We start from the raw sequence: 26,848 nt of genomic DNA, 5'->3' as shown, positions 1-26,848 counted from the left end.
CCCGGCGTTGCATGGGCGTGGCGGTCGGCAAGCGCGGGACTGAGGGGTCCGGCTCAGGCCAGCGCCAGCGTCGCGTCGAGCACGAAGGCCGGGTCCTCGAGCCGGTCGCCGTACACCTCCCGCAGCTGCCCCACGCGGTAGCGGACGGTCTGGGCGTGGACGAAGAGCTCCTCGGCCACGGCGTCGCGGCGCCCGTGGTGGAGCAGCCAGCTGCGGAGCGTGTCGGTGAGCTTCTCGGCCGTCGAGGGCCGCAGGTCGGCGAGCGGCGCGAGGACCCGCGCGCGCAGGTCGGCACGGGCCTCGGGGTCGGCGCCGAGCAGGAGCGCGGCGAGGTGCTCGTCGGCGTCGACCAGTCCCTCCAGGCCCAGCGCCGCGCACCGCAGTGCCCGGCGGTGGGACGCGGCGGCCTCGAGCCAGGGGGCGCCCGGACCGACGACCGCGTCGGTGCCCTGCAGGGCGCGCAGGAGCGCGGGCCGCGCACCGGCCGACCCGGTGCCGGGGACCAGGAGCGAGGCGTGACCCTCGGGCGGGCCCGGCACGTCGTCGGTGGGCTGGAGGGTGCGGGAGTCGAGGGCGGTCAGCGCGGCCGAGACCTGCGACTCCGGCAGCACGACGGCGGTCAGGGTGGCCGGCGGCTCCCAGTCGGCGCGCTCGGCGGCGGCGTTGACGGCGTCGGCCGGAGCGCCCGTGAGCAGCGCCCGGGCCAGGCGCTCGAGGTTGCGCTGGCGCACGCGCCCGCTGCTCTCCAGCTCGTCGGTGTGCCCGGCGACGGAGGCGGCGGAGAGCTCGTCGATGTAGGCGAAGACCAGCTCGGCGAAGCGGGCGAGCTGGCCGGGGTCGATGCCCGCGGCCACGGCAGCGTCCGCCATGTCGCGCCACGACACCCGCGCCCCGACGCGGTAGGCCGCGAGCAGCGCCTCGACCGTACGCCCGCTGCGCGCCTCGCCGCGCCCGAGCTGGTAGGCGCCCTCGATCGCCGGCGCCTTCGGGGCGTCGGCGTCCTGGCGGGTCGCCAGGGTGAGGAAGCCCCCGAGGGCGAGCTGGACGGCGTTGCGGATCACCTCGCCCATCCGGCCGCTCAGCGACCCGGCATAGCTCGGCACCTCGTCGATGATGGTCAGCACGGCGCGGTCCGCGACCTCGGCCAGTCGCGAGCGCAGGGCGTCGGCGACCTGGGGGTCGAGGCCGACGACGGTGTGCATTTGTGTGGCCGGGCGCACAGAGCGTGATGCCATCGGGACTCCTGAGGTCATTCTTGTTCGCAGAGAACAAGAGTCTAGCCCCGATTCACGTGCCCGAGGCAGGAAGTCGCGGCCGGGATCAGCGACATTTGATGACATGAGCACGACTCTCGAGCCCCCGGTGCGCGGACGGCGACTGACGAAGACGGTCGGCGACCGCCTCGTTCGCGTCGCCGAGGCCGCCACCACGCCCTACCTGCCCGCCGACTTCATGGACCTGTTCGCGCCGCTGCGCCCGGGTGCCGACCTCCGCGGCCGCATCGAGTCCGTCGAGCCCGAGACCGCCGACGCGGCCACGATCGTGATCCGCCCCGGCGCCGACTGGGCCGGCCACGTGCCCGGCCAGTACCTCCGCATCGGCATCGACATCGACGGCGTACGCCAGTGGCGGGCCTACTCGCTCACCCACGGCCCGCGCCCCGACGGCCGCATCTCCATCACCGTCAAGGCGGTGCCGGACGGCCTCGTCAGCAACCACCTCGTCCACCAGGCCCGGCCCGGCACGCTCGTCCACCTCGAGCAGGCCGCCGGCGAGTTCGTGCTGCCCCCCGAGGGCGGCAAGTTCCTGATGGTGACCGCGGGGTCGGGCATCACGCCCGTCATCGGGATGCTGCGCAACCTCTTCCCCAGCACCGACGAGGGCGTGCTGCGCCCGGCCCGCAGTGCCGAGCACGACATCGTGGTCGTGCACGTCGCGCCGAGCCACCCCCACTCGATCTTCATCCGCGACCTCGAGGCGCTCGACGCCGCCGGCGCGATCCGTCTCGTCGCGAGGTACGACGACGAGCACGGCGTGCTCGACGTCGACGACCTCGCCGCCCTGGTGCCCGACCTCGCCGAGCGCACGACGCTCGCGTGCGGCCCCGCCGGACTGCTCGACGCCCTCGGCGCCCACCACGAGGCCGCCGGCCTCACCCTGACCACCGAGCAGTTCCGCACCGCCCGCGTCGAGCCCGGCGACGGCGGCACCGTCACCTTCGCCTCCGGCACCACCCTCGACCTCGACGGCGCGACGCCGATCCTCGACGCCGCGGAGGAGGCCGGGATGCTCATGCCGAGCGGCTGCCGGATGGGCATCTGCATGGGCTGCGTCATCCCCCTGCGCGAGGGCAGCGTCCGCGACCTGCGCAACGGCGCGATCACCACCGCCGTGCCCGGCGAGACCGGCGACATCAAGGTGCAGACCTGCATCAACGCCGCCGCCGGCCCCTGCCACATCGACCACTGACCGACCCCACCCCCGCACCGCGTGGTTTCGAGGCTCGCTCCGCTCGCACCTCAACCACCGATCCACGGAAGGACACCCCCGACATGACCACGATCCAGAAGAAGTCCGTCCTCGGACAGGACAACCCGATCGCCCACCTCACCGAGGCCGACATCGAGCAGATCGGCATCGAGCTCGACGCCATCCGCCAGGACGTCCTCGACAGCCGCGGTGCCGCCGACGCGGCGTACATCCGCCGGGTCATCGACACCCAGCGCAAGATCGAGCTCGGCTCGCGCGCGGTGCTGCTGTTCAGCGCGTTCCCGCCGGCCTGGGTCCTCGGCACCCTCGGTCTGAGCGTCTCGAAGATCCTGGACAACATGGAGATCGGCCACAACATCCTCCACGGCCAGTGGGACTGGATGCGCGACCCGAAGATCCACTCCAGCACGTGGGAGTGGGACATGGCCTCGCCGGCCGAGCAGTGGAAGCACAGCCACAACGAGCTGCACCACACCTACACCAACGTCATCGGCAAGGACAACGACCTCGGCTACGGCATCATGCGCGTGGACGAGGACCAGCCGTGGACGCCGGCCTCGCTCGCCCAGCCGGTGTTCTGCTTCATCAACGCGGTCTTCTTCGAGTACGGCATCGCGGCCTACGACCTCGAGCTCGGCTCGGTCATCGCCAAGAAGCAGACCAAGGACCCCGACTTCCGCCGTCGTGCCAAGCAGGTGCTGGGCAAGATCCGCAAGCAGGCCACCAAGGACTACGTCGTCCACCCGGTCCTGTCGATCCCGACCGGCTCCTTCCTGCCGACGCTCGCGGCCAACTTCACCGCCAACATCGTGCGCAACCTGTGGTCCAACTCGGTCATCCTCTGCGGCCACTTCCCCGAGGGTGTCGAGACCTTCGAGAAGCGCTCGATCGACGGCGAGACCAAGGGTGAGTGGTACGTCCGCCAGATGCTGGGCAGCGCCAACATCTCCGGGTCGAAGGCCCTGCACATCATGACCGGCAACCTGTCGCACCAGATCGAGCACCACCTCTTCCCGGACCTGCCGTCCAACCGCTACGCCGAGATCGCCCCGAAGGTGCAGGCGCTGTTCGACAAGTACGAGCTCACCTACTGCGCGCGTCCTATGCCGCAGCAGGTCTACTCGGCCTGGCACAAGGTCGTGCGGCTCTCGCTGCCCAACGGCTGGCTCAAGACGACGAACGCCAAGAACGCCCCGCAGCAGCTCGGCATCCTCTACAAGATGGCCACCGGTGACCGGCGTACGCGCCGCCTGCTGGGCCGCAAGCTCGAGAGTGAGGCCCGCGCGGCCGCCTGACCCCCGTCCCCCGGTGGTCTGGACCTTCGTGCTGGCACGGATGTATCAGGAGCGCCCCGGGAGCATCCTTGTAGACATCAGGGAAGCACGGGGAGAGATGGGCATCGAGATGAGCACGACCAGGGGAGCGGTCCGATGATTCGCATCGGTGCTGTGGGGGAGACGGCGTACGACGGACGAGCCGAGGCCGCACAGCCGGTCCTGCCGAGGCCTCGCGCCGCGGGGGACCGGGCGACCACGGGGAGCCCGCCCGGACGCTGACTCGCGACCGGGCGGCGGCTGGGGGGCCGCCGTCCGGTCCGTGGTGCTCGTCGACGGTCAGGGTCAGGTCGTGGTCCAGGACCCGATCTCTTGACACGATCCCGGACCTGTCTGGACCGTCTCTCGAAGACTTCGCCAAGGCTCCTCCTAGTCGTGAACGGCGTCCCCGAACGCTCCTAGCCTTGGTCCCACCAGGCGGTCCGTGGGGGACCAGCCGGGTGGGGCAGAAGGAGCCAGCTGATGAAGCGCGAGCGCGATCGCCACGTGGAAGACCTCTCGGGACGCATCAAGTCACTCGACATGTTCACCGGGTCGCTGGTGGCCCGGTCCCAGCCGGAGCCGGTCGCCGAGGCGGTCCCGGTGCACGAGCCCGTGCCGCTGCGGGTCCCGCTGCCGCGCCGCTCGCGCGTGTTCCTCCGTCACGGCGCCGGGGCCTTCGCCGACCTCACGCTCACCGCGCCACGCCCGCGCGCCGCCGTCGACTGAGGCGTCGCCCCGGCCATCGGCCCGACGTGTGACCCACGCATCGGCGTACGCCGCGCTGCGCCTCCCCGGAGACCTCGGGTCGCTCACCTAGAGTCGCCCGGTGGTCTGGCTGGTCGGTGCGCTCCTGCTGCTCTGGCTGGGGTGGGGACCTGTCGTGCCCGTCGTCGCCGCGGTCCTCCTCTGCGTGCCGCGCGTGCGCTGGTGGGTGCAGGACCGCGCCCGCGTCAGCCGCCGGGTCGCCGGCATCTCGGCCGCGGCGGTGGCCCTGCTCGTCGGCGTCGCGATCGCGGTCCCCGACGGGTGGCTGCCGATCCCGCCCGCGCCAGGCGCCTGGGCCGGTCCGTCGTACGTCGGACGCCCGGCGACCGCGCAGCCGGTCCCCGGCGAGCTGCCGCAGAACCCCCACCTGGCGGTCGCCGGGTCGTCCCGCCCCGGACCCCTCGGCCTCCAGCCCGAGGTCGAGACCGCGTGGTTCGGTCTCCAGCACTGTGCGCGCCTCGAGCCCACCTCGACGGGCCTCCTGCTCGCGCGGTGCACCGAGCGCTCCGGTCCGAGCCTGCGCCTCGTCGATCCCGACACCATGCGACCGGTGGCCACCCGCGGGCTGCCAGAGGACGCGGCGTGCGACGACGACCCGTCCTACCTCGACGCGGGCGACCGCGTCGTGGTCGCGACCCGCGACCGCCGGGTGCTGGTCGTCGGCACGCGGTCGGCGGAGGACGAGCCCGACCTGTCGACGGTGTCGACGACCGACCTCAAGCCCTACGTCCCCTTCGGCGACTGCCTCGTCGCGCTCGCGCCCGACTGGACGGGCACGATCTGGTGGGCGTCGAGGAAGGGCCTGGTCGGCACCATCGCCGCGGACACCGGACAGGTGCGGGTGTTGGACCTCGGTGAGGACGTGGACCGTCAGCTCGCGACCGACGAGTCCGGCGCCTACGTCGTCACCGACGCCGCACTGCACCGCCTCGTGGCCGGGGCGGACGGCACCCCCCAGACCGTGTGGCGCAGCGAGTACGACGGCTCGAGCGGCTCGCCGCCGGTGCTGCTCGACGGCGGCGTCGTGGCGATCACCGACCGCGCCGACTCACGCCTCGGCGTGCTGTTCGTGGCCCGCGACGACGGTCGCCACCTGTGCCGCCAGTCCGTCTTCGAGGAGGGCGACAGCGCCACCGCCAGCCCTCTGGCCCCCCTCGGGCGTGGGGTCGTGGTCGTCAACAACGACGGCTACTCCTCCCCGCGCAGCACGCTGCTCGGCTTCACCAGCCACCCGGGCGTGGCACGCGTCGACCTCGTCGACGACGGGTGCGTCGTGCGGTGGACCAGCGACGCGGTCTCCCCGAGCTCGGGCGTGACGGTGAGCCGCCCGAACGGCCTGGCCTACGCCTGGACCAAGCGGCCGTCGCTGACAGGGGTGAGCGCGTGGCACCTGACCGCGCTCGACCTGCAGTCCGGACGAAGCATGTGGGGCGTGCGGACCGGCACCGGCCTGCTCGCCGGCAGCCACCACTCCGAGGTCGCCCTCGGTCCCGACGGCACCGCGTGGCTCGGCACGCTCTCCGGGCTGGTGCGGGTGCAGGACCGCTCCTAGCGCCGACCGGCGTGCGGCCACCGGTCACCGACGTCGGCGGTCGCCCCTCGTCACGGGGTGACGGCCATGGAGGCGAGGACCCGCTCGCCCAGCGCGGTGTCGCCCGAGACCCCGACACTGCCGGGCGCGGCGGCGCGGCGTCCGCCGGCGAGCAGGACGAAGGTCTCGCGGTCCATGGCCAAGGTGGTGGTCGGGGCGTCGGCGGCCGTCCCGGGCCGTCCCCGGCCGTCGTCGCCGACCTCGGCGGTCACGGGTTCGTGACCGTCCACCTCGAGGCGCACGACGCTGCCGACCGGCGCACCGGCCCGCTTGGCGACCATGAAGGGCAGGCTCTCCATCAGGTAGTCGGCCGCGTGCCGCGCGGGCGCCGAGTCGAGGTTGCCGGGCAGGTCGAGGGCGCGGCGGACGTCCTGCTCGTGCATCCAGACGTCGAGCGGGCGGTTGCGCAGCAGCAGGCCCGTCGTCCACCCGATCGCGCCGAAGGCCCCCGGGGCCGGCGCCGAGGCGTCGGTCGGCGGGTCGGCCAGCAGCTGCGTGTGGCGCGCGGTCGCGGACTCGCGGATCTCGGTGATGAGGTCGTCGGCCGGGTGGGCGCGGCGGGCGAGGACGCCCTGCTCGGTGAACTGCCCCATCATGCCCCGCACGTGCGGCGCCTCGCCGACCTCGACGTCGTCGTGGGGACGCCCGGCGAGGAGCGCCTCGAGGTGCGCGGTGTGCGCGGCGATCGCGTGCACGTCCCACCCCGGGAGGTCGGTGGGGGTCGTCCACTGGTCGTCGCCGACGTGCTCGAGCAGGTGGGTGAAGGAGTCGGTCGCCTCCCACCACACGGCGATGAGGGCGGTGAGGCGGTCCTGGTCCGTCATGGCCCCGAGCCTAGGCGCATCCGCCGACACCGTGGAGAGCGTCGGACACCCCCACGGGTGTGAGGTGCGCGGGTCCGGGTCCTGGCAGGTCCTAGGCTTCCGGGGACGGTCGGCCCCGAGACCGACCGCGCCACGTCAAAGGAGTCATCATGGGTATCGGCATCGGCATCCTGCTGCTCGTCATCGGCCTGATCCTCCTCTTCGCCATCAAGGAGTTCCCCGACTCCCTGCAGGAGGTCGTCGAGCCGACCACGGTCGGCTGGATCCTGGTCATCGCGGGCGTCCTGGCCCTCGTGCTCGGCCTCGTCATGAACAACCAGCGCTCGAAGACCACCCACGTCGAGGAGCGCCGCGACGTCTGACGTCCCGCGTCGGGTGCCGGCGACACGTCCCGGCACCCCTCGGGCGTCACAGCCGGTCGAGCGCGCTCCCGGTCGGCAGCACGAACGACAGCACCAGCACGACGAGCGCCACCAGCACCGCCGCCCCGGCCAGTCCCTCGCCGCGGGCCATCGCGACCACCGCGCACAGCATCGCGACGATCGCGAGCATCGGGCCGAAGCCCAGGACGGCCGCTGCGGCGCACCCGAAGGCCACCACCGAGAGCACCGAAGCGGGACCACTGCCGTACGCCATGGCGTGAGTGTGGCAGAAGCGGGTGACGGCTACAGCCAGCCGCGGTCCTGCGCGATCCGCGCCGCCTCGCTGCGTGTCGTGGCACCCGTCTTGCCGATCGCGGCCGACAGGTGGTTGCGCACCGTGCCCTCCGAGAGGTGCACGCGGGCGGCGATCGCGGCGACCGGTGACCCGTCGAGGGCGTACGTCAGCAGCTCGCGCTCGCGCCCCGTCAGCGGGCTCGGGCCGTCGATCAGCGACTCGGCGGCGAGGTCGGGGTCGATGACCCGCAGCCCGGCGTGGACGCGGCGCACGGCGTCGGCGAGCTGGCGCGCGGGGGTGTCCTTGACGACGAACCCCGAGGCGCCGGCCTCGATGGCGCGGCGCACGTAGCCGGGCCGACCGAAGGTGGTCACCACGAGCGAGCGCACGCCCGGCAGCTCGCGGCGCACGGCGGCGGCGGCGTCGATGCCGGTGAGCCCCGGCATCTCGATGTCGAGCAGGCAGACCTCGGCGCCGGAGGCGCGCGCGGCCTCCACGACCTCGTCGCCGCGGCCGACCTGCGCCACCACCTCGAGGTCGGCCTCGAGGTCGAGCAGCGCGGCGAGCGCACCACGCACCAGCGCCTGGTCGTCGGCGAGCAGGAGCCGGATCACGGCAGCGCCACCTCCACCCGGGTGCCCGGGGACGCGGGCGAGATCGCCAGCGTGCCGCCGACGCCCGACACGCGCTCGCGCATGCCCCGCAGCCCGTTGCCCTCGCTGCCGCTGCACCCGGCGCCGTCGTCGGTGACGCAGATGCCGCGGGGGCCGAGCTCGATCACCACCGAGCCGGCGCGTGCGTGGCGTACGACGTTGGTCACCGACTCGCGCAGCACCCAGGCCAGCAGCGCCCGGTGGCGCGGGTCGGTGTCGGCGACGCTCCCGTCCACCTGCGTCGCGATGCCGGCGTCGGCGAGGACGAGGGGAGCCGCGGCGAGCTCGGCCTCGAGGTTGCCGGCGCGCAGCCCGCCGACCGTGGCGCGCACCTCGGCGAGCGCCTGGCGCGCGGTGGCCTGGATGGACTCCAGCTCGTCCTTCGCGCGGGCGGGGTCGAGGTCGATCAGGCGGGCGGCGAGCTCGGCCTTGACCGAGAGGGCGGTGAGGGAGTGCCCGAGCACGTCGTGCACGTCCCGCGCGACCCGCTCGCGCTCGGCGACGAGGGCGTGCTCGCCGCGGGCGGCGTAGGCGAGCTGCTCGCGCTCGCCGAAGATCCGCAGCATCACCCCGCCGACCATGATCGGCCAGAGCATGAGGAAGAAGTAGGTCGGGAAGCCGTCGATGCCCAGCAGCGACAGCAGCGGCACGACCGCCCAGAAGCCGACCGCCCACTTCCACGCCGGGGCGGGCAGCTCGAGCGCCGACAGGATGGCGAGGTAGGGGGTGAAGGAGATGACGCCGATCCCGATCACCGGTGCCGTCGCCAGGCCGAGGACGAGCATGAGGGCCAGCGCCAGCCAGGTGTTGCCGCGCCGGGAGTAGCCGTGGACGTTGGCGACGGCGAAGCCGAGGATGCACAGCCACGCCGCGACCTTGGCCACGACAGGCACCTCGGACTCCGCGACGCCGATGACGGGGAAGGCGAGGAAGACCAGCCAGATCGAGGCGAAGGCCCAGCCCCACTTCTCCCACGGGTTGTCGGGCAGCGGATCGGCGTCGCACGCGCTCGTCACGTGCGCGCCCGGTTGCGGCGCACGCCCCAGAGCGCCATCAGGCAGAAGATCACCGTCCACACGAGCACGTTAGCGACCGGAAGCCACAGCGGGTCGTGCTCCCCGTTGGGGAGCCACCCGTCGGTCTGCGGGTAGTGCGCCAGCGCCGCGAAGCCGTACATCGGCGTCAGGCGCCCTACGTCGAGCATGAGCCCGTCCATCGGGGTGAAGAGGTTGCCGAGGAAGGCCATCACCACGATGAGTCCCGATGCGATGCCCGGGGTGTTGGGGCCGCGGAAGACGAGGCAGACCGCCAGGCCGTAGACCGCGAACATCGCCGACCCCAGCCAGATCAGCAGCCCGGACAGGATCCAGTCGTCGGCCGAGCCGCTGGCGCCGGTGAGCGCGCCGATCGCGAAGACCAGCCCGACCGCGACGGCGGCCACGGCCATCGCGACGCCCGCCTTGATCCCGACGAGTGCCAGCGGCCGCAGCGGGGTCAGCGCCAGCTGGCGTCCCCAGCCCATCGTCTGCTCGATGGTCGCCCCGCCCGCGACGGTCGTGGTGGCCGTCACGGCGGCGTACGTCGCCATCGAGGTCATGACGTACATCGCCACGTTGCCACTGCCGACGCGCTCGTCGGAGCCGAGGCCGAAGACGACGTACATGAACGACGGCAGGGCGACGATGAAGAACATCCCCACCCGGTCGCGCAGCTGTCGCCTGAGGTCGAGGGCGGCGTACGTCGCCAGGGCCGGGCGTGGTGCGCGGGCGGCGGCCGGGATCGTGCTCGTGGCGCTCATCGGGTCGCTCCGGTCAGCTCGGCGGCTGTGGCGGCGTCGGGCGCGGCCTCGGGCACGTCGCCGGTGAGGGCGAGGAACGCCGACTCGAGGCTGGCGCTCGACACCTCGATCCCGGACACACCGAGCGGGGCGAGGGCCTGCTCGACCCGGGCCAGCCACGCGGGGTCGAGGCCGTCGGGGCGTACGACGTCGTCCGGCGGCCGGAACGACACGCTCCGTCCGCCGAAGGCTGCGCGCACGTCCGCCGTGGGGCCGTCGGCGACGATCCGGCCGCGAGCGATCAGCACGGTGCGCTCGGCGAACGCGTCGGCCTCGGCGAGGTAGTGGGTGGCGAAGACGATGGTGCGCCCCAGCGCGGCGTCGGCGCGCATGGTGTCCCAGAAGTGCTGGCGGGTGGCGACGTCCATCCCTGCGGTCGGCTCGTCGAGGACGAGCAGGTCCGGGTCCGGCACGAGGGCCAGGGCGAACTTGAGGCGCTGCTGCTCACCGCCCGAGCAGGCCTGCACGCGGCGGTCGGCGATCTCGGCCAGGCCGGCGCGCTCGATGACGGTGCCCACCCGGTCGCTGCGGCCGTGGGTCGCGGCGATCGCCCGCACCGTCTCCTCGACGGTGAAGTCCGGCAGCAGACCGCCGGTCTGCATCACGGCCGAGACGCGGCCCTGCGTGACCGCGCGGCGGGGCGGGCCTCCGAAGACCTCGACGGTGCCCGCGTCGGGCCGGGTGAGCCCGAGCAGCATGTCGACGGTCGTGGTCTTCCCGGCTCCGTTGGGGCCGAGGAAGGCGACGATCTCACCGGGCTCGACGACCAGGTCGACGCCGTCGACCGCGAGGACGGTGCCGCCGTCGGGGGCGCGGAAGGTCTTGCGGAGCCCCGAGGTGCGGATGGCGGGTGCGTGGGTGTCGGTCACGCCTCCAGCCTCGCCGCCCCGGTCCCGGCGGACAGGGGGCAGAGGTCACGACCTCGGCGTGACACCTGTCATGCCGGCGGCCAACCGCTGGCTGAGCAGCCGAGTGAGCAGCCCAGCTCTCGGTGGTCGAGTAGCCGCGCGAGGAACGAGCAAGGCGTATCGAGACCCGTGGAACAAGAGGTCTCGATACAGGGAGGATGGGTTACCCGGTCGGGGTCTGACCTATCTCGATACTGGCGCTGCTTGGTGTGGCTGCCTTGAAGTGCGACGTGTCGGCCCCGGCAGGGCTTGTCTGTTCTGGTGGCCAGGCCGGGCGGGCGTGACCTCATAGGACCCTGAAGAAGTTCCCGTCGCTGTACTGTCCGCCCGACCTGGAAGGTCATCTTTCACACGATGGTGAAGGAGACATTTCCAGCATGAGTGATGTGTCTGTTGAAGAACAAGTTCTTGATGGGGCCGGCGTGGTGGTGGGTGTTGACACCCACCAACTGGTCCATGTCGCGGCCGTGATCGACGCTCGTTTCGGCCGGCTGGCAGATCGTGAGTTCCCCGCGACCAGGGCTGGCTTTGGCGAACTGGTGTCGTGGGCCGCGACCTACGGTCCGGTCCTCGCGGTCGGAGTGGAGTCGACCGGTTCCTACGGTGCGGGGCTGACCCGCCACCTGCTCACTCACGGGGCGGGTGCGTTCGAGGTGTTCGAGGTCAACCGGCCGGAAAGGGCCACCCGGGTCAGACACGGCAAGTCCGACCCGCTCGACGCCTACTCGGCAGCCGAGCAGGTCCTGGCCGGGCGCGCGAGCGGTCGGCCGAAGGTCAAGACCGGGATCGTGGAGGCGATCCGCGTGATCAAGGTCCCCCGCGATGCGGCGGTCAAGAACCGCACCGCCGCGTACAGCCAGCTGCGTGACCTGATCACCGCTGCATCCGGGCGCCTTCACGACGACCTGATCGGGCTGAGCGGGAAGAAGCGGGTAGCCAAAGTCCTGGCCATGCGCCCCGACCCGAGCCGGGTCGCTGATCCCGACCACGCGGTGCGCCATGCACTACGAGCGCTGGCGCGACGCATCGCCTACCTCGACGGCGAGATCGCTGAGGCCGACAAGCACCTGGCGACCCTCGTGCAACAGGCCTGCCCGTCCTTGCTTGCCATGGCCCAGGTCGGAGTCCAGACCGCCGCCCAGTTGGCGATCAGCACTGGCGAGAACATCGACCGGATGCGGTCCGAAGCCAGCTTCGCCAAGCTCGTCGGGGTTGCTCCGCTTCCCGCCTCTTCCGGCAAGACCCGCCGCCACCGACTCAATCCCGGGGGCGACCGCCAAGCCAACTCCGCGCTCTACATGATCACCGTCGGACGGATGGGCCGCCACGAGGAAACCCGCGCCTACGTCGAGCGACGGCGCGCCGAAGGACTATCCACCCCCGAGATCATCCGCTGCCTCAAACGCCACCTCGCCCGCAGCGTCTACAGAGCCCTCCGAACAGACCTCATGACCACTTGACGCGGCATAGGACCGTCGCCTGCTCGCTGGCGCTCGCCGGCTACTCGACCGGCGAAGGTGCGGAGATCAGAAGGACGACTCGTCGAGGTCCATCAGGTCGAGGGTGGTGGCCTCGGCGATGGCGCGCTCGGCGCGGATCTTCGGCAGGTTGGTCTGCGCGAAGAACTGCGCCGCGTGGATCTTGCCCTCGTAGAACGCCTTGTCCTTGGCCGACACCTCGCCGGACAGCTTGTCCAGCGCGACCTCGGCCTGGCGCAGCAGCAGCCAGCCGCAGACGACGTCGCCGAGGACCATCAGCAGGCGCGAGGTGTTGAGCCCGACCTTGTAGATGTTCCGCACGTCCTCCTGCGAGGACATGAGGTCGTTGATCATGTGGCCGACGATGGCGTTGGCGTCCTCGAGCGCGGTGGCGAGCAGGGCCCGCTCGTTCTTGAGGCGACCGTTGCCGGCCTCGGAGGCGATGAAGCCCTCGATCTCCTTGGCCAGGTGGCCCAGCGCGCGGCCCTGGTCCTTGACGATCTTGCGGAAGAAGAAGTCCTGGCCCTGGATCGCGGTCGTGCCCTCGTAGAGGGTGTCGATCTTGGCGTCGCGGACGTACTGCTCGATCGGGTACTCCTGCAGGAAGCCGGAGCCGCCGAAGGTCTGGAGCGACTCGGTGCCGAGCAGCACCCAGGAGCGCTCCGAGCCGTAGCCCTTGACGATCGGGAGCAGCAGGTCGTTGACGGCGGCGGCGAGGCGGGCCTCGTCGGAGTCGGCGGTGCCCTCGTGCTCGGCGACCATGACCTGGTCCTGCCACGTGGCGGTGTAGAGCACCAGCGCACGCATGGCCTCGGCGAACGACTTCTGCGTCATCAGCGAGCGGCGTACGTCGGGGTGGTGGGTGATCGTCACGCGTGGGGCGGTCTTGTCGGCCGCCTGGGTGAGGTCGGCGCCCTGGACGCGCTCCTTGGCGTAGTCGAGCGCGTTGAGGTAACCGGTCGACAACGTGGCGATGGCCTTGGTGCCGACCATCATGCGGGCGTTCTCGATGACCTGGAACATCTGGGCGATGCCGTCGTGGACCTCGCCGAGCAGCCAGCCCTTCGCGGGCTCGCCGCCGCCGACCTGCGGGTCGCCGAAGGTGACCTCGCAGGTGTTGGAGACCTTGATGCCCATCTTGTGCTCGACGTTGGTGACGTAGACGCCGTTGCGCTCGCCGGTCAGCTCGCCGGTCTCGGGGTCGAAGTGGTGCTCGGGCATCCAGAAGAGCGAGAGGCCCTTGGTGCCCGGGCCGCCCACGCCCTCGACGCCCTCGGGGCGCGCGAGGACGAGGTGCATGATGTTCTCGCTCATGTCGTGGGTGGCGCTGGTGATGAAGCGCTTGACGCCCGTGATGTTCCACGAGCCGTCGTCGTTGGCGACGGCCTTGGCGCGGCCGGCGCCCACGTCGGAGCCGGCGTCGGGCTCGGTGAGGACCATCGTGCAGCCCCACTGGCGGTCGACCATGTGCTGGGCGACGGCCTTGTCGCGCTCGTTGCCGTTGCGGTGGAAGAGGTTGGAGAAGGCGGGACCGGCGGCGTACATCCACACCGGGGCGTTGGCGCCGAGCACCATCTCGCCGATCGCCCAGATCAGCGACGAGGGGGCGGGGGTGCCGCCCATCTCCTCGAAGACCTGGAGGCGCCAGAACTCCGAGTCCATCCAGGCCTGGTAGGAGGCCTTGAACGACTCGCTCACCGGCGCGGTGTGCGTGCTCGGGTCGAAGACGGGCGGGTTGCGGTCGCTGTCCTCGTAGGAGGCGGCGATGTCCTCGCGGGAGAGGCGCTCGACCTCTCGGAGGATCTCGCGGGCGCTCTCGCCGTCGACGTCACCGAAGGGTCCGGTGCCGAGCACCTCGTCCCGGCCGAGGACCTCGAAGAGGTTGAACTCGATGTCGCGGAGGTTGGTCTTGTAGTGGCTCACGGCTTCCACCTGTCAGGTCGCGTGCGGGTGCGGATCTCGGGGGCGAGCCGTGCTGTGTGGGCACGTGCTACTCGCCGGTAACAAAATGATGCCTCGCCGGAGGGCGTCACGCAACACGAACGCCGGATCTGCCTCGTCACACGGGCATCCCGACGCGCCGACGGGACCTCGGCGTTGCTGATTCCGCTATGTATGTCTAGTCTTTCACCCGACAAACGTCATTCACTCGACTCAGTACACATGAAAGGAGCTCGCCCGTGCGCAAGCTCATCGTTCTCGGCTTCGTGGGCCTGCTCGCCCAGCTGATCGACGGATCACTCGGCATGGCCTACGGCGTGACGTCCTCGACGCTCCTGCTCGCCGCCGGTGTCGCCCCCGCCGCCGCCTCGGCGGCGGTCCACTTCTCCGAGCTCGGCACGTCGCTGGTCTCCGGTGCCTCGCACCACAAGTTCGGCAACGTCGACTGGCGCACGGTCTCGATCCTCGCGGTGCCCGGCTTCGTCGGCGCCTTCCTCGGCGCGACCCTGCTGTCCAACATGGACGCGGCGGTCGCGAAGCCGGTCGTCGCGGTCATCCTGCTGAGCCTGGGCTTCTACGTCGTCTACCGCTTCCTGCGCCTGGGCGGCGCACGCCCCACCTTCAAGGGTCGGCCGTCGGTCGCCTTCCTGGCCCCGATGGGCCTCGTCGCCGGCACGCTCGACGCCGTCGGCGGCGGTGGCTGGGGTCCGGTCGGCACCACGTCGCTGCTCTCCAGCGGCCGTCTCGAGCCGCGCAAGGTCGTCGGCTCGATCGACACCTCGGAGTTCGTCGTCGCGGTCGGTGCCTCGCTCGGCTTCCTCTTCGGCCTCGGCTCGGCGGGCATCAACTGGGGCTACGCCGGCGCGCTGCTCGTCGGCGGCGTGATCGCCGCGCCGATCGCCGCCTGGCTGGTGCGCCACCTCGCCGCACGCGTGCTCGGGACCGCCGCAGGCGGGCTGATCATCCTGACCAACTCCAAGACCCTCCTCGAGGCCGTCGGCGTGCCCGGGGTCGGCGTCGCCGTGACGGCTGCGGTCGTCTTCGTCCTGTGGGTCAGCGCGATCGTGTGGGCCGTGAAGCAGGAGCGCCTCTCCCGCGCCGCCGCGCGCGACGAGGTTGAGCTGCAGCCCGTCTGAGGGCTCGTACCTGTCGTACGCCGTCCCGCGCGCCGGGGCGGCGTACGGCTGTCACGGTGCCGTGGCCCAACCCGAGAGTGTCTCGACTTTTCTGACAAACTGGACGCATGCGCGTCTCCGCCAAAGCCGACTACGCCCTCCGGGCCCTGATCGAGATCGCGGTGCGCACCGACGGCACGGCCGTCAGCGCCGAGCAGCTGGGCAAGGCCCAGAGCATCCCGCACGGCTTCCTCCAGGCGATCCTCGCCGACCTCCGACGCGCCGACATCGTGGTGTCCCAGCGCGGTCAGTCGGGCGGGTGGCGCTTCGCGCGCAAGCCGGCGACGATCACCGTGGCCGACGTCATCCGTGCGGTCGACGGCCCGCTCGTCTCCGTCTACGGCCTGCGTCCCGAGGCGGTGGAGTACGACGACTCGGCCCAGGTGCTCCAGCACGTCTGGATCGCGGCGCGCCACTCGCTGCGCATGGTCTTCGAGCAGGTCTCCATCCAGGACCTCGCCGACGGCACCCTGCCGCAGGAGGTCGCCGCGCTCACGCAGGACGAGGACGCCTGGCAGCCCCACTGATCGCGTTCTCGGTGGCTGAGGTGCGAGCGCGGCGAGCCTCGAAGCTCAGGCGGCCAGCCTCCGGTTCACCAGGCGGCGCCGCCTGGTGATCTTCGAGAGCCGTCGGTCCAGGCGCGCCTCCTCCTCGATGAGCGCGATCCGCGCGACCTGGGCAGCGAGCTGGTCGTCGCCGAGGTGGGACGGCAGCACGTGCGTACGCCCCTCCTTCACCAGCGACGTCCACGCGGTCGGCGGCGCTGCTGCGAAGCCGCTGGTGACCACGAGCACGACGCGGAAGCCGGCGAGGCCGTCGAGCGCGAGAGCTGCCTGCTCCGGGGTCGCGTCGAAGATGTCGGGCACGCTGACGAAGCAGTCGGACCCGCTCTTGTGGGCCCTGCGGCAGACCTTCGCCCACGCCCCCTCGACGTGCTTGCGCTTCAGGCCGGCGGCCTTGTGGGTGCGACGGACCTCGAGGCCGGCGTGGGTGAGGACCTCGGCGTCGACGTCGGGGACCACGATCCGGCCCAGGGCCAGCGCGCCGGTCATCGCGGTCACGTCGACGGGGGTCGGGCCGATGTGGAGCAGGAGCAGTCTCTTGGCCATGGCGCCAGCGTGGCGGCGTACGGCGTCGGGGGCGTGAACGCCGCGGGACGTCGAGCCGAACTCTGGCTGCCGGCTAGCCCGGGTCGACCGCGCGCAGCCAGCTGACGAGCGGGCGCAGGGCCTTCCAGTCCGCGCGGACCCGGTCGAGGAGGCCGGCGTCGATGGCGTCGGTCTCGAAGCCGTAGGACTTGTTGGCGATCAGCTGCTTGCAGCGCAGCAGCTCGATCCGCGGGTGGTCGGCGGACCAGCCGCGCGGCGAGGTCTTGAGGCGCTCGCCGCCGAGCTCGAAGCCCTCCTTCTCCAGGCGTTTGAGGAGTTGCTCGAGCGCCTTGCCGGACTTCTCGTCGGCCATCGCCTCGCGGATCGCCGCCAGCCGCGGGCCGTCGGCGTCGTAGAACCCGGCGCCGACGCGGGTGCCGCGCGCGGAGATCTCGACGTACCACCCGGTCGACGGGGCCGCGGCGACGTACGCGCCCTGGTGGGTCTTGTAGGGCGTCTTGTCCTTGGCGAAGCGGACGTCGCGGTAGGGGCGGAACACCTTGGCCGGGCCGAACTCCGGCTCGAGCTCTGCCACGAGCGCCTTCATCGGCGCTTCGACGGACTCCTTCCAGACGGCCCTGTGGGTCTCCCAGAAGGACTTGGTGTTGTCCATCTCGAGGTCGTCGTAGAAGTCGAGCGCGGCGACGGGGAATCCGGTGAAGCTCACGTCCGGAACGTTAGGCGACGCCTGCCCACACGTGCTCGTCGCCCTGCTCGCCGAAGGACGTGAGGGTGAGGACGTCACCGCCGCAGACGGGCTCGCCGAGGAAGGCGTTGCCGACGGAGGCGGACTCGTAGGCGACCTCGAGCGTGCGCTCCGGCGTCCACCGCATCAACCGGGCCGGCTCGTCGTCACCCTGCGGGTCGCGGACGAAGAAGACCGAGTCGCCGCACGGGACGGCGGTGCCGGTGGTGCCGGGGCCGAGGTCGAAGTAGGTGTCGTCCGCCGAGGCGAGGAACCGCGCCTCCTCCTGCCGGCGCGGTCGCGGCACCTCCGACCACAGCGCCCCGTCGGCGGTCGCCGCGACGTCCCAGGCGGTGCAGTCCGTCGCGCCCTCGACCGGCTGCGGGAGGCCGCTGCCGTCGAGCAGGTTGACCGTGCGGCACGCGACCGGGCGGGCGTCGTCGAAGGTCAGGATGCCGACGCCCTGGGCGCTGGCGGTGAGCCCGGAGAAGCCGGACCGGGCGGGCGCGCACCAGCCGTCCTCACCGTTGCCGTCAGCCAGGGCGCCGGTCGCCAGGCAGTAGGCGTCGTCGACGTACGTCGGGTAGTAGAGGTCGCCGCCGGTGAGTGCCCACGAGCCGCCGCTCGCCGCGGGTGGGCTGACCACGTCGCGCTGCTCGCCGGTGGCGAGGTCGACGGCGACCACCTCGCTGGGGGCGGACTCGGCCCGGTCCTGCTTGACCACGACCGCCCAGTCGGCGCTCATCAACACCTCGGAGACCGTGCGACCGCCGCCGGCGCGGACCGTGACGGCGGCGCCGTCCCGGGTGAGCTCGACCTGCGTGTCGCCGGCGCCGGCGAGGGCCTCCCACTCCGTGCCCCTGACGTAGCGAGTGTCGGTCGGGACGCCGGTGTCGCGCCAGTCGAGCAGGCCCTGGGTCGGCTCGACTGGCGTGGGCTCGTCCACGGTGCCGCCGGTGGGCGCTGCGGGCGCCTTGCTCGGGGCTGCGCTCGTGCTGCCGGTCGGGTCCGCGGGCGCGGGCGCGGGGCCGCCGGCCGGCGCGTCGGTGCCGCACCCGGAGAGGGCGACGAGCAGCGCCAGCGCGATCGTCGTACGGACTGTCACGTCAGACGCCGACGTTGTGCTGGAAGTGGTCCAGGTTGGCCCGGTAGGACTTGTAGGCGTTGCGCCACTGGACGCGGCCGATGGCCGGCTCGCTGGGGTCGAAGCGCGACTGGTCCCACGGCTCGAAGTAGCCGATCTTGCGGTTGCCCCCCGCGTTCTGGTCGAAGCCGCGGCCGACCTGGAAGTGCCCGGACGCGTCGTCGTCGAGGTAGGGGTAGTACTGCTTCCGCAGCACCGGGTGCAGCACGACGGGGGCCTGGTAGTCGTGGACGTGGCGCATCATCAGGCGGTACCACTGCTTGAAGGTGAAGTCGCTGATGTCGAGCGTGACGTAGGGGCCGGCGTGCGCCTCGTCGTCGTACGACGTCTTGTTGTTGACCACGCGCACCATGTCGGTGATGGCCGTGCCGGCGGTGGTGGTGCCGAGGCGGCGCGCCCAGTAGGTCTGGTTCTTGCGCTTCTGGTCGTTGCCCCAGCCGATGGCCTGCATCGCGGCCGGGCCGCACCAGTAGGTCGTGTTCTGCGACTGCACCTGCGACTCGTCCATGATCGCGTACTTCTCGGGGTACTTCCCGCCGAAGCCGCCCCGGGCGCTGGCGGTGGCCGCGAGCTCGGGATACTTCGCCGCGAAGTCGGCCGGGAGCTCGACGCCCTGGATCTCGTGACGCAGCAGCCAGACCTTGCCGACGGAGCGGGCCGCCATCGTCAGCTCGGTGCGCTCGACCTCGGTGCGCGCGCTCGACGTACGCGTGCTGGCGCGGCTCAGCAGGCCGTCGGCGTCCAGGCCGCCGGTGCGCTCGGCACGGCGGGCCCGTGGCTGCGTCTCGAGGCGGGCGGCGAGGGCCGCGCGGCTCTGGTTGGTCCAGCCGAAGCCGAGGCAGTAGCGCTGGCCCTCGAAGGTGGCGCACCGCACGGACGCGCGCGCCAGCGCCGTACGCCCCCGCGCGCGGTCGAGCGCGGTGCCCTCGGCCAGGACGCGGTCGATCTCACGGCGCATCTCCGGCGTCAGCTCGCCGCGGCCGACGGCTCGGGGTGCCTGGGTGGTCTCGGCGCTCGGGGCGATCCCGTCGCGGCCCGAGTCGTCGTCGGGCAGGAGGGGGACGGCGCCGAGGGTGAGCGCGAGCGCGGCCGTCGCGATCGCGACGGGGTGGCGCCAGAGCGGACGGCGTACGTCGTCGGTGGCGATGCGGTGGGCCAGGACGCGGGCGAGGAAACGAGGGAGGGGGCGGGGGAGATCAGGCATGAGATCAGGCATGGGGGAAGGACCTTCGATCCGAGAACGCGGACGACCCACTGTCCTCTCTGGCCCCAGAAGGCGCAAGTTCCCCATCTGTCCCATGTCGCGATCCCCGGGTACCCGGGGAAAGTTGAGGTTCCGGTGCGAAGTTTCGGGGGTGAGGCTCCAGATTCCCCGGGTACCCGGGGAACGCAACGAGCGAGGGCATGACGCCCGACGAGGGAAAGAGGAAGGACTGGAGCGGATGACGAGATTCGAACTCGCGACATCGACCTTGGGAAGGTCGCGCTCTACCAGCTGAGCTACATCCGCATGCCGTCCGAGGACAGCGGGCCAGATGCTACCCGAGCCGGGCTACGTCAGCCTCGACAGGTGGGGATGCTTCGCGGAGACGGTGTCGCCCGAGGACCGGCCGGTCACCCGGCGGTGCACCCACGGCACGAGGAACTCGCGGGTCCACTGCGCGTTGGCGCGCCACTGCTGGCGCCGCCCGAGGACGGGAAGCGGTCCGACGGTGACGGGCTCGAGCCCGTGCTCGACGCCGATGGCCTCGAGGACGGCGTGGGCCATGTGGGTGTGCCCGTGGTGGTTGAGGTGCATCCGGTCGGTGTCCATCACGCCGGCGATCTCGATGTCGCGCATGCGCCACATGTCGACGACGGTGGCGCCGTGCCGGTCGGCGATCTCGCGCACCCACTCGTTGAAGATCGCCATCCGTCCGCGCACGGGGCCGTAGATCCCGCGCCCGCCCGGGTCGAAGATGGTGAACATGACCACGCGTGCCCCGGTGGCGGACAAGCGCGCGATGGCGTCGTCGTACGTCCGGGCGAGGGCGTCGATGTCGACGCGGGGGCGCAGCACGTCGTTGCCGCCGCCGTGGATGGTCACCAGGTCCGGCTCGAGGGCGATCGCGGCGTCGAGCTGCTCGGCGACGATCGGGCCGAGCTTGCGCCCGCGCACGGCGAGGTTGGCGTAGCCGAAGTCGTCGGTCTGCCCGGCGAGGACCTCGGCGACGCGGTCGGCCCAGCCGCGCAGGCCGTTGGGGCGCGTGGGGTCGGGGTCGCCGACGCCCTCGGTGAAGGAGTCGCCCAGGGCGACGTAGCGGTGGAAGCTCACCGCACCATTGTGATCAGCCCTCCCCGCGCGGCCGAACGAGGGCTAGGGTCGGCCGCGTGCTGCTCTCCGACCGCGACATCACCGCAGAGATCGACGCCGGCCGGATCGCGCTGGATCCCTGGGACCTCGCGATGCTGCAGCCCTCCAGCGTCGATGTACGCCTCGACCGGTTCTTCCGCGTCTTCGAGAACCACCGCTACCCCCACATCGACCCCGCCGCCGACCAGTCCGAGCTGACCCGCGAGGTCGAGCCGGAGGGCGACGAGCCGTTCATCCTGCACCCGGGCGAGTTCGTCCTCGGGTCGACGTACGAGGTCGTGTCGCTGCCCGCCGACATCGCCGCGCGGGTCGAGGGGAAGTCCTCGCTGGGCCGGCTCGGGCTGCTCACCCACGCGACCGCGGGGTTCGTGGACCCGGGGTTCTCCGGCCACGTGACGCTCGAGCTCGCCAACGTCGCGACGCTGCCCATCAAGCTCTACCCCGGGATGAAGATCGGGCAGTTCTGCTTCTTCCGGCTCTCCTCGCCGAGCGAGCACCCCTACGGTTCGGAGAAGTACGGCTCGCGCTACCAGGGCCAGCGCGGCCCGACCCCGAGCCGCTCCTTCCAGAACTTCCACCGCACGTCCGTCTGAGGCGTACGCCGTCTCCCTCCTCCCAACCTCGGGGTAGTCCACCGGGAAACGGTCGTCTGGGCGCGCCCCCAGCCGTTCCCCGGTGGACTACCAGGGCTCGACAGCCATGTCCGGTGGACTACCGCGGCGCGTCCACCGGCGATTACGGCACACCCGCGTTGCCTAATTGCCACGAGATGTGGTTAGGCTGTCCTTACTTAGGTCACCCTCACTGCACGGAGCAACTGATGAAGCGAACCCTCGCCGCGCCGCTGGCCGCCGCGACCCTCCTGGTCGCGGCCCTCACCGGCTGCAGCACCGGACCCACCGACGCCGCCGCCGACGCGGCCGACCCGACCACGACGACGAGCGTCGACCCCGACGCCTTCCCGGTGACCATCGAGCACGCGCTCGGCGAGACGACGATCGAGGCCGAGCCCACCCGCGTGGCCACCCTCGGCTGGACCGACCAGGACAGCGCGGTCGCCCTCGGCGTCGTGCCGGTCGGTGCCACCAAGATCACCTGGGGCGGCAACGAGGCCGGCTCGACGTCGTGGTTCGACGCCGCGCTCGAGGAGGCCGGCGCCGAGGCGCCGGTGAGGTACGACGACGCCGACGGCGCCCCGATCGACGAGATCGCCGAGCTCGCGCCCGACCTGATCCTGGCGACCAACTCCGGCATCACCGAGGCGGAGTACGCCAAGCTCTCCAAGATCGCGCCGGTCGTGGCCTACCCCGAGGCGCCGTGGACGACCAACTGGCAGACCTCGCTCGAGATGATCGGCCAGGCGCTGGGCCGCACCGCGCTCGCCGAGGAGGTGACTGCCGAGACCGAGGCCACCATCGAGGAGGCGAGCGCCGCCAACCCCGAGCTCGACGGCGCCGAGCTGATCTACGGCTACCTGACTCCCGCCGACCTCTCCACGGTCGGCATCTACGCCCCGGCCGACCCGCGCGTGTCCTTCATGCGTGACCTCGGCATGGTCGACGCCCCCGCGGTCGCAGACGCGATCAAGCCGGGCGAGTTCTACGGCACGGTCTCCGCCGAGCAGGCCAGCGAGCTGGGCTCGGACGTCTTCATCACGTGGGTCGAGTCGCAGGACGACGTGGCGGAGATCGAGAAGGACCGCCTCGTGGGTGCGATCCCGGCGATCGCCGAGGGCCGCTTCTACGCCGAGGCCGACAAGGCGACGGCGATGGCGTCGACCAACCCGACGCCCCTGTCGATCCCGGTCATCATCAGCGACTTCGTGCCCCACGTCGTCGAGGCCATCGAGGGCGCCTGAGTGAGCACCCTTCCCCTGGCGCGGGATGTCGCCGCCGGTCCTCTGGGGGGAGACCGGCGGCGGCGCCCCGCACTGCCCGCCAGCGTCGCGATCGCGGTCGCGGCGCTGGTGGGCGCCGCGGTGCTGTCGCTCCTCGTGGGGGCGCGGGCGGTGCCGCTGGACGCGGTCTGGGACGGCAGCCACCCGCTCCACCCGGTCGTGCAGGCACGCCTGGACCGCACCCTCCTGGGTCTGGCCGTCGGCGCCGCCCTCGGGCTGGCGGGCGCGCTCATGCAGGGCCTGACCCGCAACCCGCTGGCCGACCCCGGCATCCTCGGCGTCAACGCCGGCGCCACCTTCGCGATGGTCGTGGCCCTCACGCTCACCGGCACGAGCGGCCTGGCCGAGCTGCTGCCGGTGGCCTTCGTGGGTGCCGCCGTCGCCGCCTTCGTGGTGCACGCGATCGCCTCCATCGGGCGTGACGGCGCGACCCCGATGAAGCTCGCGATCACCGGCGCCGCGCTCACCGCGGGGCTGAGCAGCTGGACCACCGGCCTGCTCCTCGCGGACCGCAAGACGATGGAGTCCTTCCGCTTCTGGCAGGTCGGCACCATCGGGGGCCGCGGCCTCGACGTGTTGCTGACCGGCCTCCCGTTCCTCCTCCTCGGCGCGGTGCTCGCGCTCGCCGGCGCCCGCCTGCTCAACACCCTCGCGCTCGGCGAGGACCTCGCCCGCGGGCTGGGCCGCCGCACGACCCGTGACCGCATCGTCGTCGGCCTCGCCGTCGTCCTGCTCGCCGGCACCGCAACCGCGCTCGCGGGCCCCATCGCCTTCGTCGGCCTCGTCGTCCCGCACGTCGTGCGCAGCCTCGTCGGTCCCGACCACGTGCGCGTGCTGCCCTTCTCCATGCTGGCCGGCGCGGCCCTCGTGGTCGTCGCCGACACCGTCGGTCGCGTCGTGCTGCCTCCGTCGGAGGTGCAGGTCGGGATCATGGCCGCGGCCGTCGGCGTACCCGTCTTCATCGCCCTCGTCCGCCGCACCGGGAGGGCCCTGTGAGCCTCACCCTCGAGCGCCGCCGGACGCCGACCGCTCCCGACGCCGTCGAGGTCGTACGTCGTGCGCGTCGCGCACCGCGGGTCCACCACCGCCGCCTGCTGGCGGGCCTCGTGCTCGCCCTGGTCGGCGCCTTCGCCGTGCGCGTCCTGCTCGGCGACTACACCGTGACGATCCCCGACCTCGTGCGGATCCTCGGCGGCGAGCAGATCCCCGGCGCGACCTACATCGTGATGGAGTCCAAGCTGCCCCGCGCGGTGCTGGCGGTGCTCGTCGGCGTCGCCTTCGGCGTGGGCGGCGCGATCTTCCAGACCACCCTGCGCAACCCGCTCGCCAGCCCCGACATCGTCGGGGTCAGCCTCGGCGCGAGCGCCGCCGCGGTCTCCGCGATCGCCCTCGCCGGCTGGTCGGGCTGGCCGGTCTCGGCCGCCGCGGTACTCGGCGCGCTCGGGGTCGCACTCGTGGTCCGCGCCGTCGCCGGCGACCACGGCGGCTTCCGCCTCGTGCTCGCGGGCATCGGCCTCGCCGCCGCCATGCAGTCGGTCATCCAGTACGTCTTCACCCGCGTCGACGAGTACGACGTCCAGCTGGTCCTGCGCTGGCTCACCGGCAGCGTCAACGGTGTCGCCTGGACGGGCATCGGCCTGCTCGCCGGCGCCCTCGCGGTCCTGCTCCCCGCCACGGCGTGCGCCGCGCGCTCGCTCCCGGTCAGCGAGCTCGGCGACGACGCCGCAGCAGGGCTCGGCGTGGGTCGTGCGCGCACCGAGCTCTTGATGCTGCTCGGCGTGCTCCTCGTCGCCGTCGGTGTCGCGGCGGCCGGCCCGGTCGCCTTCGTGGCCTTCCTGTCCGGGCCGATCGCCCGCGCGCTCAACCGCGGACGTACGACGCTGCCCGCCGCCGGGCTCGTCGGCGCCGTGATCGTGCTGGTCGGCGACCACGTCGGCGCCTACGCCGTCCCGGACCTCAACCTGCCCGTCGGCGTGGTCACCGGCGCCTTCGGCGCACCGTTCCTGCTCTGGCTGCTCGCCCGCGGCCCCCGTCACGGACTCCGTGGAAGGAGGGCGGCATGAACACCGCCGACCCCACCAGCAGCGCGCGCCTCGCGGCGAGCGGACTGACGCTCGGCTACGCCGACACCGACGTCGTACGCGACCTGGACCTGCGGGTGCCGCACGGCAAGGTCACCGTCGTCGTCGGGGCCAACGCGTGCGGCAAGTCCACGCTGCTGCGCGGGCTCGCCCGCCTGCTGCGACCGCGGTCGGGGGCCGTGCTGCTCGACGGCGAGGCGATCCACCGGCTGCCCACCAAGCAGGTCGCTCGCACCCTCGGGCTGCTCCCGCAGAACCCCATCACGCCGGAGGGCGTCACGGTCGCCGACCTCGTCGGCCGCGGACGCCACCCGCACCACGGCCCCTTCGGTCGCTGGACCGCCGAGGACGAGCAGGCGGTGGCCGAGGCGCTCGTGCTCACCGACACCCTCGAGCTCGCCGACCGCATGGTCGACGAGCTCAGCGGCGGCCAGCGCCAGCGCGTCTGGATCGCGATGGCGCTCGCCCAGGGCACCGACCTGCTGCTGCTCGACGAGCCGACCACCTACCTCGACGTGGCCCACCAGGTCGAGATGCTCGACCTGCTCGCCGAGCTCAACGCCCGTCGCGGAACCACGATCGTGATGGTGCTTCACGACCTCAACCTGTCCGCGCGCTACGCCGACCACCTCGTGGCCCTGCTCCACGGCCGCATCGTGGCCGAGGGCACGCCGCGCGAGGTGGTCACCGAAGAGGTCGTGCGCACCGTGTTCGGCCTCGACAACCGCGTGATCGACGACCCGGTGTCGCACACCCCGCTCGTCGTACCCGTGGGACGGCACACCCCCGTGCCCGTCCCCGCCAGCCCCGTCAAGGAGACCCGATGACCGTGACCACCTCCGTGCTCCCCATGCTGCTCGCCGACGTCGAGGTGGTCTCGGTCGAACGGATCAGCCCGACCTTCGCCCGCGTCGAGCTCGGCGGTCCCGAGCTGGCGCACTTCGGCGTCGACGGCCCGCGCTACGACCAGCGCATCAAGCTGGTCTTCCCTGACCCGGAGACGGGTGGGATGACCTCGACCGAGGGCGCGGACGAGACGTGGCTGGCCACCTGGCTTGACCGCCCCGCCGCCGAGCGCGGCCACATGCGGACCTACACGATCCGCGACGTGCGCGGCTCGGGCGAGCAGACCACCTTCGTCGTGGACATGGTGCTGCACCTCGAGGGCGACCTCGTCGGACCCGGGTCGCTCTGGGCCTCCACGGCCGCTCCGGGCGACCGGATCGTGGTGCTCGCGCCGCGCCGCGGGTTCCCCTACGGCGGCATCGAGTTCGACCCGACCCCGGGCTCGGACCTGCTGCTGGTGGGCGACGAGACGGCGGTGCCGGCCGTCTGCTCGGTGCTCGAGCAGCTGCCCGACGACGCCCGCGGCACGGCGTTCCTCGAGGTGCCCGTGGCCGCCGACGTCCAAGACGTACGCCGTCCGGCGGGCGTCGAGGTCGTGTGGCTGGCGCGCGATGGCGCGGAGCTCGGCCTCGGCCTGCACGACGCGGTCGTGGCTCACCTCGGCATCCCCGGCGCGACGGTCGACGTCGCCCCGGACGAGGTCGACCCCGACCTGTGGGAGACGCCGTCCTACTCGTCCTCGGGCGAGGAGGTCGCGGACGACGCCAGCGGTGTCGGCGGGACCTACGCCTGGATCGCGGGGGAGTCCAAGGTCGTGACCGGCCTGCGGCGGCACCTGGTCAACGAGCTCGGCTTCGACCGCAGCCGCGTGGCCTTCATGGGCTACTGGCGCCGCGGCGTCGCGATGCGGTCCTGAACCGCGACGCCTGCGCGAGGATCAGCGGCGCTTCGGGGCGCGCGGCGAGAAGCGCACGCGCTCGGCGATGCGGTGCCGGGCGATCAGCTCGATGTCGGTGAAGGACTCGTACATGGTCGTGCTCCTTTCTGCTCGGTGGTGGG

27 protein-coding genes and 1 tRNA gene are annotated in these 26,848 nt (G+C 72.3%); 14 read left to right on the top strand and 14 right to left on the bottom strand.

What is annotated here, in order from left to right; translation table 11 throughout:
• Positions 1-53: 53 nt before the first annotated feature.
• Positions 54-1,235, bottom strand: a complete 1,182-nt coding sequence (locus CFI00_RS22130; RefSeq protein WP_207083096.1) for a PucR family transcriptional regulator — start codon at positions 1,233-1,235, stop codon at positions 54-56.
• A gap of 103 nt (positions 1,236-1,338) precedes the next feature.
• Between CFI00_RS22130 and CFI00_RS22125 the strand changes: the two genes are divergently transcribed.
• The 4 genes from CFI00_RS22125 to CFI00_RS22110 all read left to right on the top strand — a co-directional run bounded on the left by CFI00_RS22125 (position 1,339) and on the right by CFI00_RS22110 (position 6,123).
• Positions 1,339-2,469, top strand: coding sequence for a ferredoxin reductase (locus tag CFI00_RS22125; protein WP_207083095.1), 1,131 nt, complete (start codon positions 1,339-1,341; stop codon positions 2,467-2,469).
• A gap of 83 nt (positions 2,470-2,552) precedes the next feature.
• On the top strand, positions 2,553-3,785 hold the full coding sequence (locus CFI00_RS22120; protein WP_207083094.1) for an acyl-CoA desaturase: 1,233 nt from the start codon (positions 2,553-2,555) through the stop codon (positions 3,783-3,785).
• A gap of 501 nt (positions 3,786-4,286) precedes the next feature.
• Positions 4,287-4,532, top strand: a complete 246-nt coding sequence (locus tag CFI00_RS22115; protein ID WP_207083093.1) for a hypothetical protein — start codon at positions 4,287-4,289, stop codon at positions 4,530-4,532.
• 100 nt (positions 4,533-4,632) lie between these two features.
• A complete protein-coding gene (locus tag CFI00_RS22110) occupies positions 4,633-6,123 on the top strand; it encodes a hypothetical protein (RefSeq protein ID WP_207083092.1) in 1,491 nt (496 codons plus the stop codon).
• A gap of 50 nt (positions 6,124-6,173) precedes the next feature.
• On the opposite strand, the gene CFI00_RS22105 is transcribed toward CFI00_RS22110, so the two are convergent.
• Positions 6,174-6,986 carry a maleylpyruvate isomerase family mycothiol-dependent enzyme gene (locus tag CFI00_RS22105; RefSeq protein WP_207083091.1) on the bottom strand — a complete coding sequence of 271 codons (813 nt, stop codon included), beginning with the start codon at positions 6,984-6,986 and terminating at the stop codon, positions 6,174-6,176.
• A gap of 149 nt (positions 6,987-7,135) precedes the next feature.
• On the opposite strand from CFI00_RS22105, the gene CFI00_RS22100 reads away from it, so the two are divergent.
• Positions 7,136-7,348, top strand: coding sequence for a DUF6458 family protein (locus CFI00_RS22100; protein ID WP_207083090.1), 213 nt, complete (start codon positions 7,136-7,138; stop codon positions 7,346-7,348).
• A 46-nt stretch (positions 7,349-7,394) separates the two neighbouring features.
• On the opposite strand, the gene CFI00_RS22095 is transcribed toward CFI00_RS22100, so the two are convergent.
• The 5 genes from CFI00_RS22095 to CFI00_RS22075 are packed head-to-tail and all read right to left on the bottom strand — an operon-like array spanning position 7,395 to position 11,002.
• Positions 7,395-7,622, bottom strand: coding sequence for a hypothetical protein (locus CFI00_RS22095; RefSeq protein WP_207083089.1), 228 nt, complete (start codon positions 7,620-7,622; stop codon positions 7,395-7,397).
• Positions 7,623-7,651: 29 nt separating this feature from the next.
• Positions 7,652-8,257, bottom strand: coding sequence for a response regulator transcription factor (locus CFI00_RS22090; RefSeq protein ID WP_207083088.1), 606 nt, complete (start codon positions 8,255-8,257; stop codon positions 7,652-7,654).
• On the bottom strand, positions 8,254-9,312 hold the full coding sequence (locus CFI00_RS22085; RefSeq protein ID WP_207083087.1) for a sensor histidine kinase: 1,059 nt from the start codon (positions 9,310-9,312) through the stop codon (positions 8,254-8,256). Before CFI00_RS22085 ends, CFI00_RS22090 begins: the two co-directional genes overlap by 4 nt.
• Entirely contained in the window at positions 9,309-10,094 is a 786-nt protein-coding gene (locus tag CFI00_RS22080) for an ABC transporter permease (protein ID WP_207083086.1), read from the bottom strand. Before CFI00_RS22080 ends, CFI00_RS22085 begins: the two co-directional genes overlap by 4 nt.
• Entirely contained in the window at positions 10,091-11,002 is a 912-nt protein-coding gene (locus CFI00_RS22075) for an ABC transporter ATP-binding protein (RefSeq protein WP_207083085.1), read from the bottom strand. Before CFI00_RS22075 ends, CFI00_RS22080 begins: the two co-directional genes overlap by 4 nt.
• 416 nt (positions 11,003-11,418) lie before the next feature.
• Between CFI00_RS22075 and CFI00_RS22070 the strand changes: the two genes are divergently transcribed.
• Positions 11,419-12,501, top strand: a complete 1,083-nt coding sequence (locus CFI00_RS22070; RefSeq protein WP_207081523.1) for an IS110 family transposase — start codon at positions 11,419-11,421, stop codon at positions 12,499-12,501.
• 66 nt (positions 12,502-12,567) lie between these two features.
• Here the strand turns inward: CFI00_RS22070 and CFI00_RS22065 are convergent, their stop codons facing one another.
• Positions 12,568-14,442 (bottom strand): acyl-CoA dehydrogenase, encoded by a 1,875-nt coding sequence (locus CFI00_RS22065; RefSeq protein ID WP_207083084.1) that lies wholly within the window; start codon positions 14,440-14,442, stop codon positions 12,568-12,570.
• 257 nt (positions 14,443-14,699) lie between these two features.
• On the opposite strand from CFI00_RS22065, the gene CFI00_RS22060 reads away from it, so the two are divergent.
• The gene (locus CFI00_RS22060) at positions 14,700-15,596 is read left to right on the top strand and encodes a sulfite exporter TauE/SafE family protein (RefSeq protein ID WP_207083083.1); all 897 of its coding nucleotides are present in this window, start codon (positions 14,700-14,702) and stop codon (positions 15,594-15,596) included.
• Between the two features lie 107 nt (positions 15,597-15,703).
• Positions 15,704-16,162: an Rrf2 family transcriptional regulator gene (locus CFI00_RS22055; protein WP_207083082.1), complete on the top strand. Its 459-nt coding sequence runs from the start codon at positions 15,704-15,706 to the stop codon at positions 16,160-16,162.
• A gap of 45 nt (positions 16,163-16,207) precedes the next feature.
• Here CFI00_RS22055 and CFI00_RS22050 read toward each other — a convergent pair whose 3' ends face one another.
• The 6 genes from CFI00_RS22050 to CFI00_RS22025 form a co-directional block, all read right to left on the bottom strand.
• A complete protein-coding gene (locus tag CFI00_RS22050; RefSeq protein WP_207083081.1) occupies positions 16,208-16,744 on the bottom strand; it encodes a hypothetical protein in 537 nt (178 codons plus the stop codon).
• Between the two features lie 73 nt (positions 16,745-16,817).
• Positions 16,818-17,450: a DUF2461 domain-containing protein gene (locus tag CFI00_RS22045; protein WP_207083080.1), complete on the bottom strand. Its 633-nt coding sequence runs from the start codon at positions 17,448-17,450 to the stop codon at positions 16,818-16,820.
• Between the two features lie 10 nt (positions 17,451-17,460).
• A complete protein-coding gene (locus tag CFI00_RS22040; RefSeq protein ID WP_207083079.1) occupies positions 17,461-18,573 on the bottom strand; it encodes a hypothetical protein in 1,113 nt (370 codons plus the stop codon).
• A 1-nt stretch (position 18,574) separates the two neighbouring features.
• On the bottom strand, positions 18,575-19,816 hold the full coding sequence (locus CFI00_RS22035; RefSeq protein WP_207083078.1) for a C39 family peptidase: 1,242 nt from the start codon (positions 19,814-19,816) through the stop codon (positions 18,575-18,577).
• 230 nt (positions 19,817-20,046) lie between these two features.
• Positions 20,047-20,122, bottom strand: a tRNA-Gly gene (locus CFI00_RS22030).
• Between the two features lie 42 nt (positions 20,123-20,164).
• Positions 20,165-20,926, bottom strand: coding sequence for an SGNH/GDSL hydrolase family protein (locus tag CFI00_RS22025; protein ID WP_207083077.1), 762 nt, complete (start codon positions 20,924-20,926; stop codon positions 20,165-20,167).
• A gap of 56 nt (positions 20,927-20,982) precedes the next feature.
• Between CFI00_RS22025 and dcd the strand changes: the two genes are divergently transcribed.
• The 6 genes from dcd to CFI00_RS21995 all read left to right on the top strand — a co-directional run bounded on the left by dcd (position 20,983) and on the right by CFI00_RS21995 (position 26,705).
• A complete protein-coding gene (gene dcd / locus CFI00_RS22020) occupies positions 20,983-21,558 on the top strand; it encodes a dCTP deaminase (protein ID WP_207083076.1) in 576 nt (191 codons plus the stop codon).
• Between the two features lie 227 nt (positions 21,559-21,785).
• On the top strand, positions 21,786-22,823 hold the full coding sequence (locus tag CFI00_RS22015) for an iron-siderophore ABC transporter substrate-binding protein (protein WP_207083075.1): 1,038 nt from the start codon (positions 21,786-21,788) through the stop codon (positions 22,821-22,823).
• Positions 22,824-23,858 carry an iron ABC transporter permease gene (locus CFI00_RS22010; protein ID WP_242532570.1) on the top strand — a complete coding sequence of 345 codons (1,035 nt, stop codon included), beginning with the start codon at positions 22,824-22,826 and terminating at the stop codon, positions 23,856-23,858. It begins immediately after the preceding gene.
• Complete coding sequence (locus CFI00_RS22005) at positions 23,855-24,925, top strand: iron ABC transporter permease (protein ID WP_207083074.1); 1,071 nt, start codon at positions 23,855-23,857, stop codon at positions 24,923-24,925. The genes CFI00_RS22010 and CFI00_RS22005 overlap by 4 nt, the downstream gene beginning before the upstream one ends.
• On the top strand, positions 24,922-25,770 hold the full coding sequence (locus CFI00_RS22000) for an ABC transporter ATP-binding protein (RefSeq protein ID WP_207083073.1): 849 nt from the start codon (positions 24,922-24,924) through the stop codon (positions 25,768-25,770). Before CFI00_RS22005 ends, CFI00_RS22000 begins: the two co-directional genes overlap by 4 nt.
• Complete coding sequence (locus tag CFI00_RS21995; RefSeq protein ID WP_242532569.1) at positions 25,767-26,705, top strand: siderophore-interacting protein; 939 nt, start codon at positions 25,767-25,769, stop codon at positions 26,703-26,705. Before CFI00_RS22000 ends, CFI00_RS21995 begins: the two co-directional genes overlap by 4 nt.
• Positions 26,706-26,848: the final 143 nt, after the last annotated feature.

It is taken from the genome of Nocardioides sp. S5, assembly GCF_017310035.1.
GTDB lineage: Bacteria > Actinomycetota > Actinomycetes > Propionibacteriales > Nocardioidaceae > Nocardioides.
The sequence above is the reverse complement of the archived record's forward strand: the minus strand, read 5'-3'. Positions and strand labels throughout refer to the sequence as shown.

Bases quoted from the DNA above. Each gene is read 5' to 3' on its own strand.
- CFI00_RS22105 (WP_207083091.1), bottom strand. From the start codon at position 6,986: ATGACGGACCAGGACCGCCTCACCGCCCTCATCGCCGTGTGGTGGGAG.
- CFI00_RS21995 (WP_242532569.1), top strand. From the start codon at position 25,767: ATGACCGTGACCACCTCCGTGCTCCCCATGCTGCTCGCCGACGTCGAG.
- CFI00_RS22050 (WP_207083081.1), bottom strand. From the start codon at position 16,744: ATGGCCAAGAGACTGCTCCTGCTCCACATCGGCCCGACCCCCGTCGAC.
- CFI00_RS22035 (WP_207083078.1), bottom strand. From the start codon at position 19,816: ATGCCTGATCTCCCCCGCCCCCTCCCTCGTTTCCTCGCCCGCGTCCTG.
- CFI00_RS22120 (WP_207083094.1), top strand. From the start codon at position 2,553: ATGACCACGATCCAGAAGAAGTCCGTCCTCGGACAGGACAACCCGATC.
- CFI00_RS22100 (WP_207083090.1), top strand. From the start codon at position 7,136: ATGGGTATCGGCATCGGCATCCTGCTGCTCGTCATCGGCCTGATCCTC.
- CFI00_RS22055 (WP_207083082.1), top strand. From the start codon at position 15,704: ATGCGCGTCTCCGCCAAAGCCGACTACGCCCTCCGGGCCCTGATCGAG.
- CFI00_RS22095 (WP_207083089.1), bottom strand. From the start codon at position 7,622: ATGGCGTACGGCAGTGGTCCCGCTTCGGTGCTCTCGGTGGTGGCCTTC.
- CFI00_RS22070 (WP_207081523.1), top strand. From the start codon at position 11,419: ATGAGTGATGTGTCTGTTGAAGAACAAGTTCTTGATGGGGCCGGCGTG.
- CFI00_RS22130 (WP_207083096.1), bottom strand. From the start codon at position 1,235: ATGGCATCACGCTCTGTGCGCCCGGCCACACAAATGCACACCGTCGTC.
- CFI00_RS22000 (WP_207083073.1), top strand. From the start codon at position 24,922: ATGAACACCGCCGACCCCACCAGCAGCGCGCGCCTCGCGGCGAGCGGA.
- CFI00_RS22080 (WP_207083086.1), bottom strand. From the start codon at position 10,094: ATGAGCGCCACGAGCACGATCCCGGCCGCCGCCCGCGCACCACGCCCG.
- CFI00_RS22015 (WP_207083075.1), top strand. From the start codon at position 21,786: ATGAAGCGAACCCTCGCCGCGCCGCTGGCCGCCGCGACCCTCCTGGTC.
- CFI00_RS22125 (WP_207083095.1), top strand. From the start codon at position 1,339: ATGAGCACGACTCTCGAGCCCCCGGTGCGCGGACGGCGACTGACGAAG.
- CFI00_RS22115 (WP_207083093.1), top strand. From the start codon at position 4,287: ATGAAGCGCGAGCGCGATCGCCACGTGGAAGACCTCTCGGGACGCATC.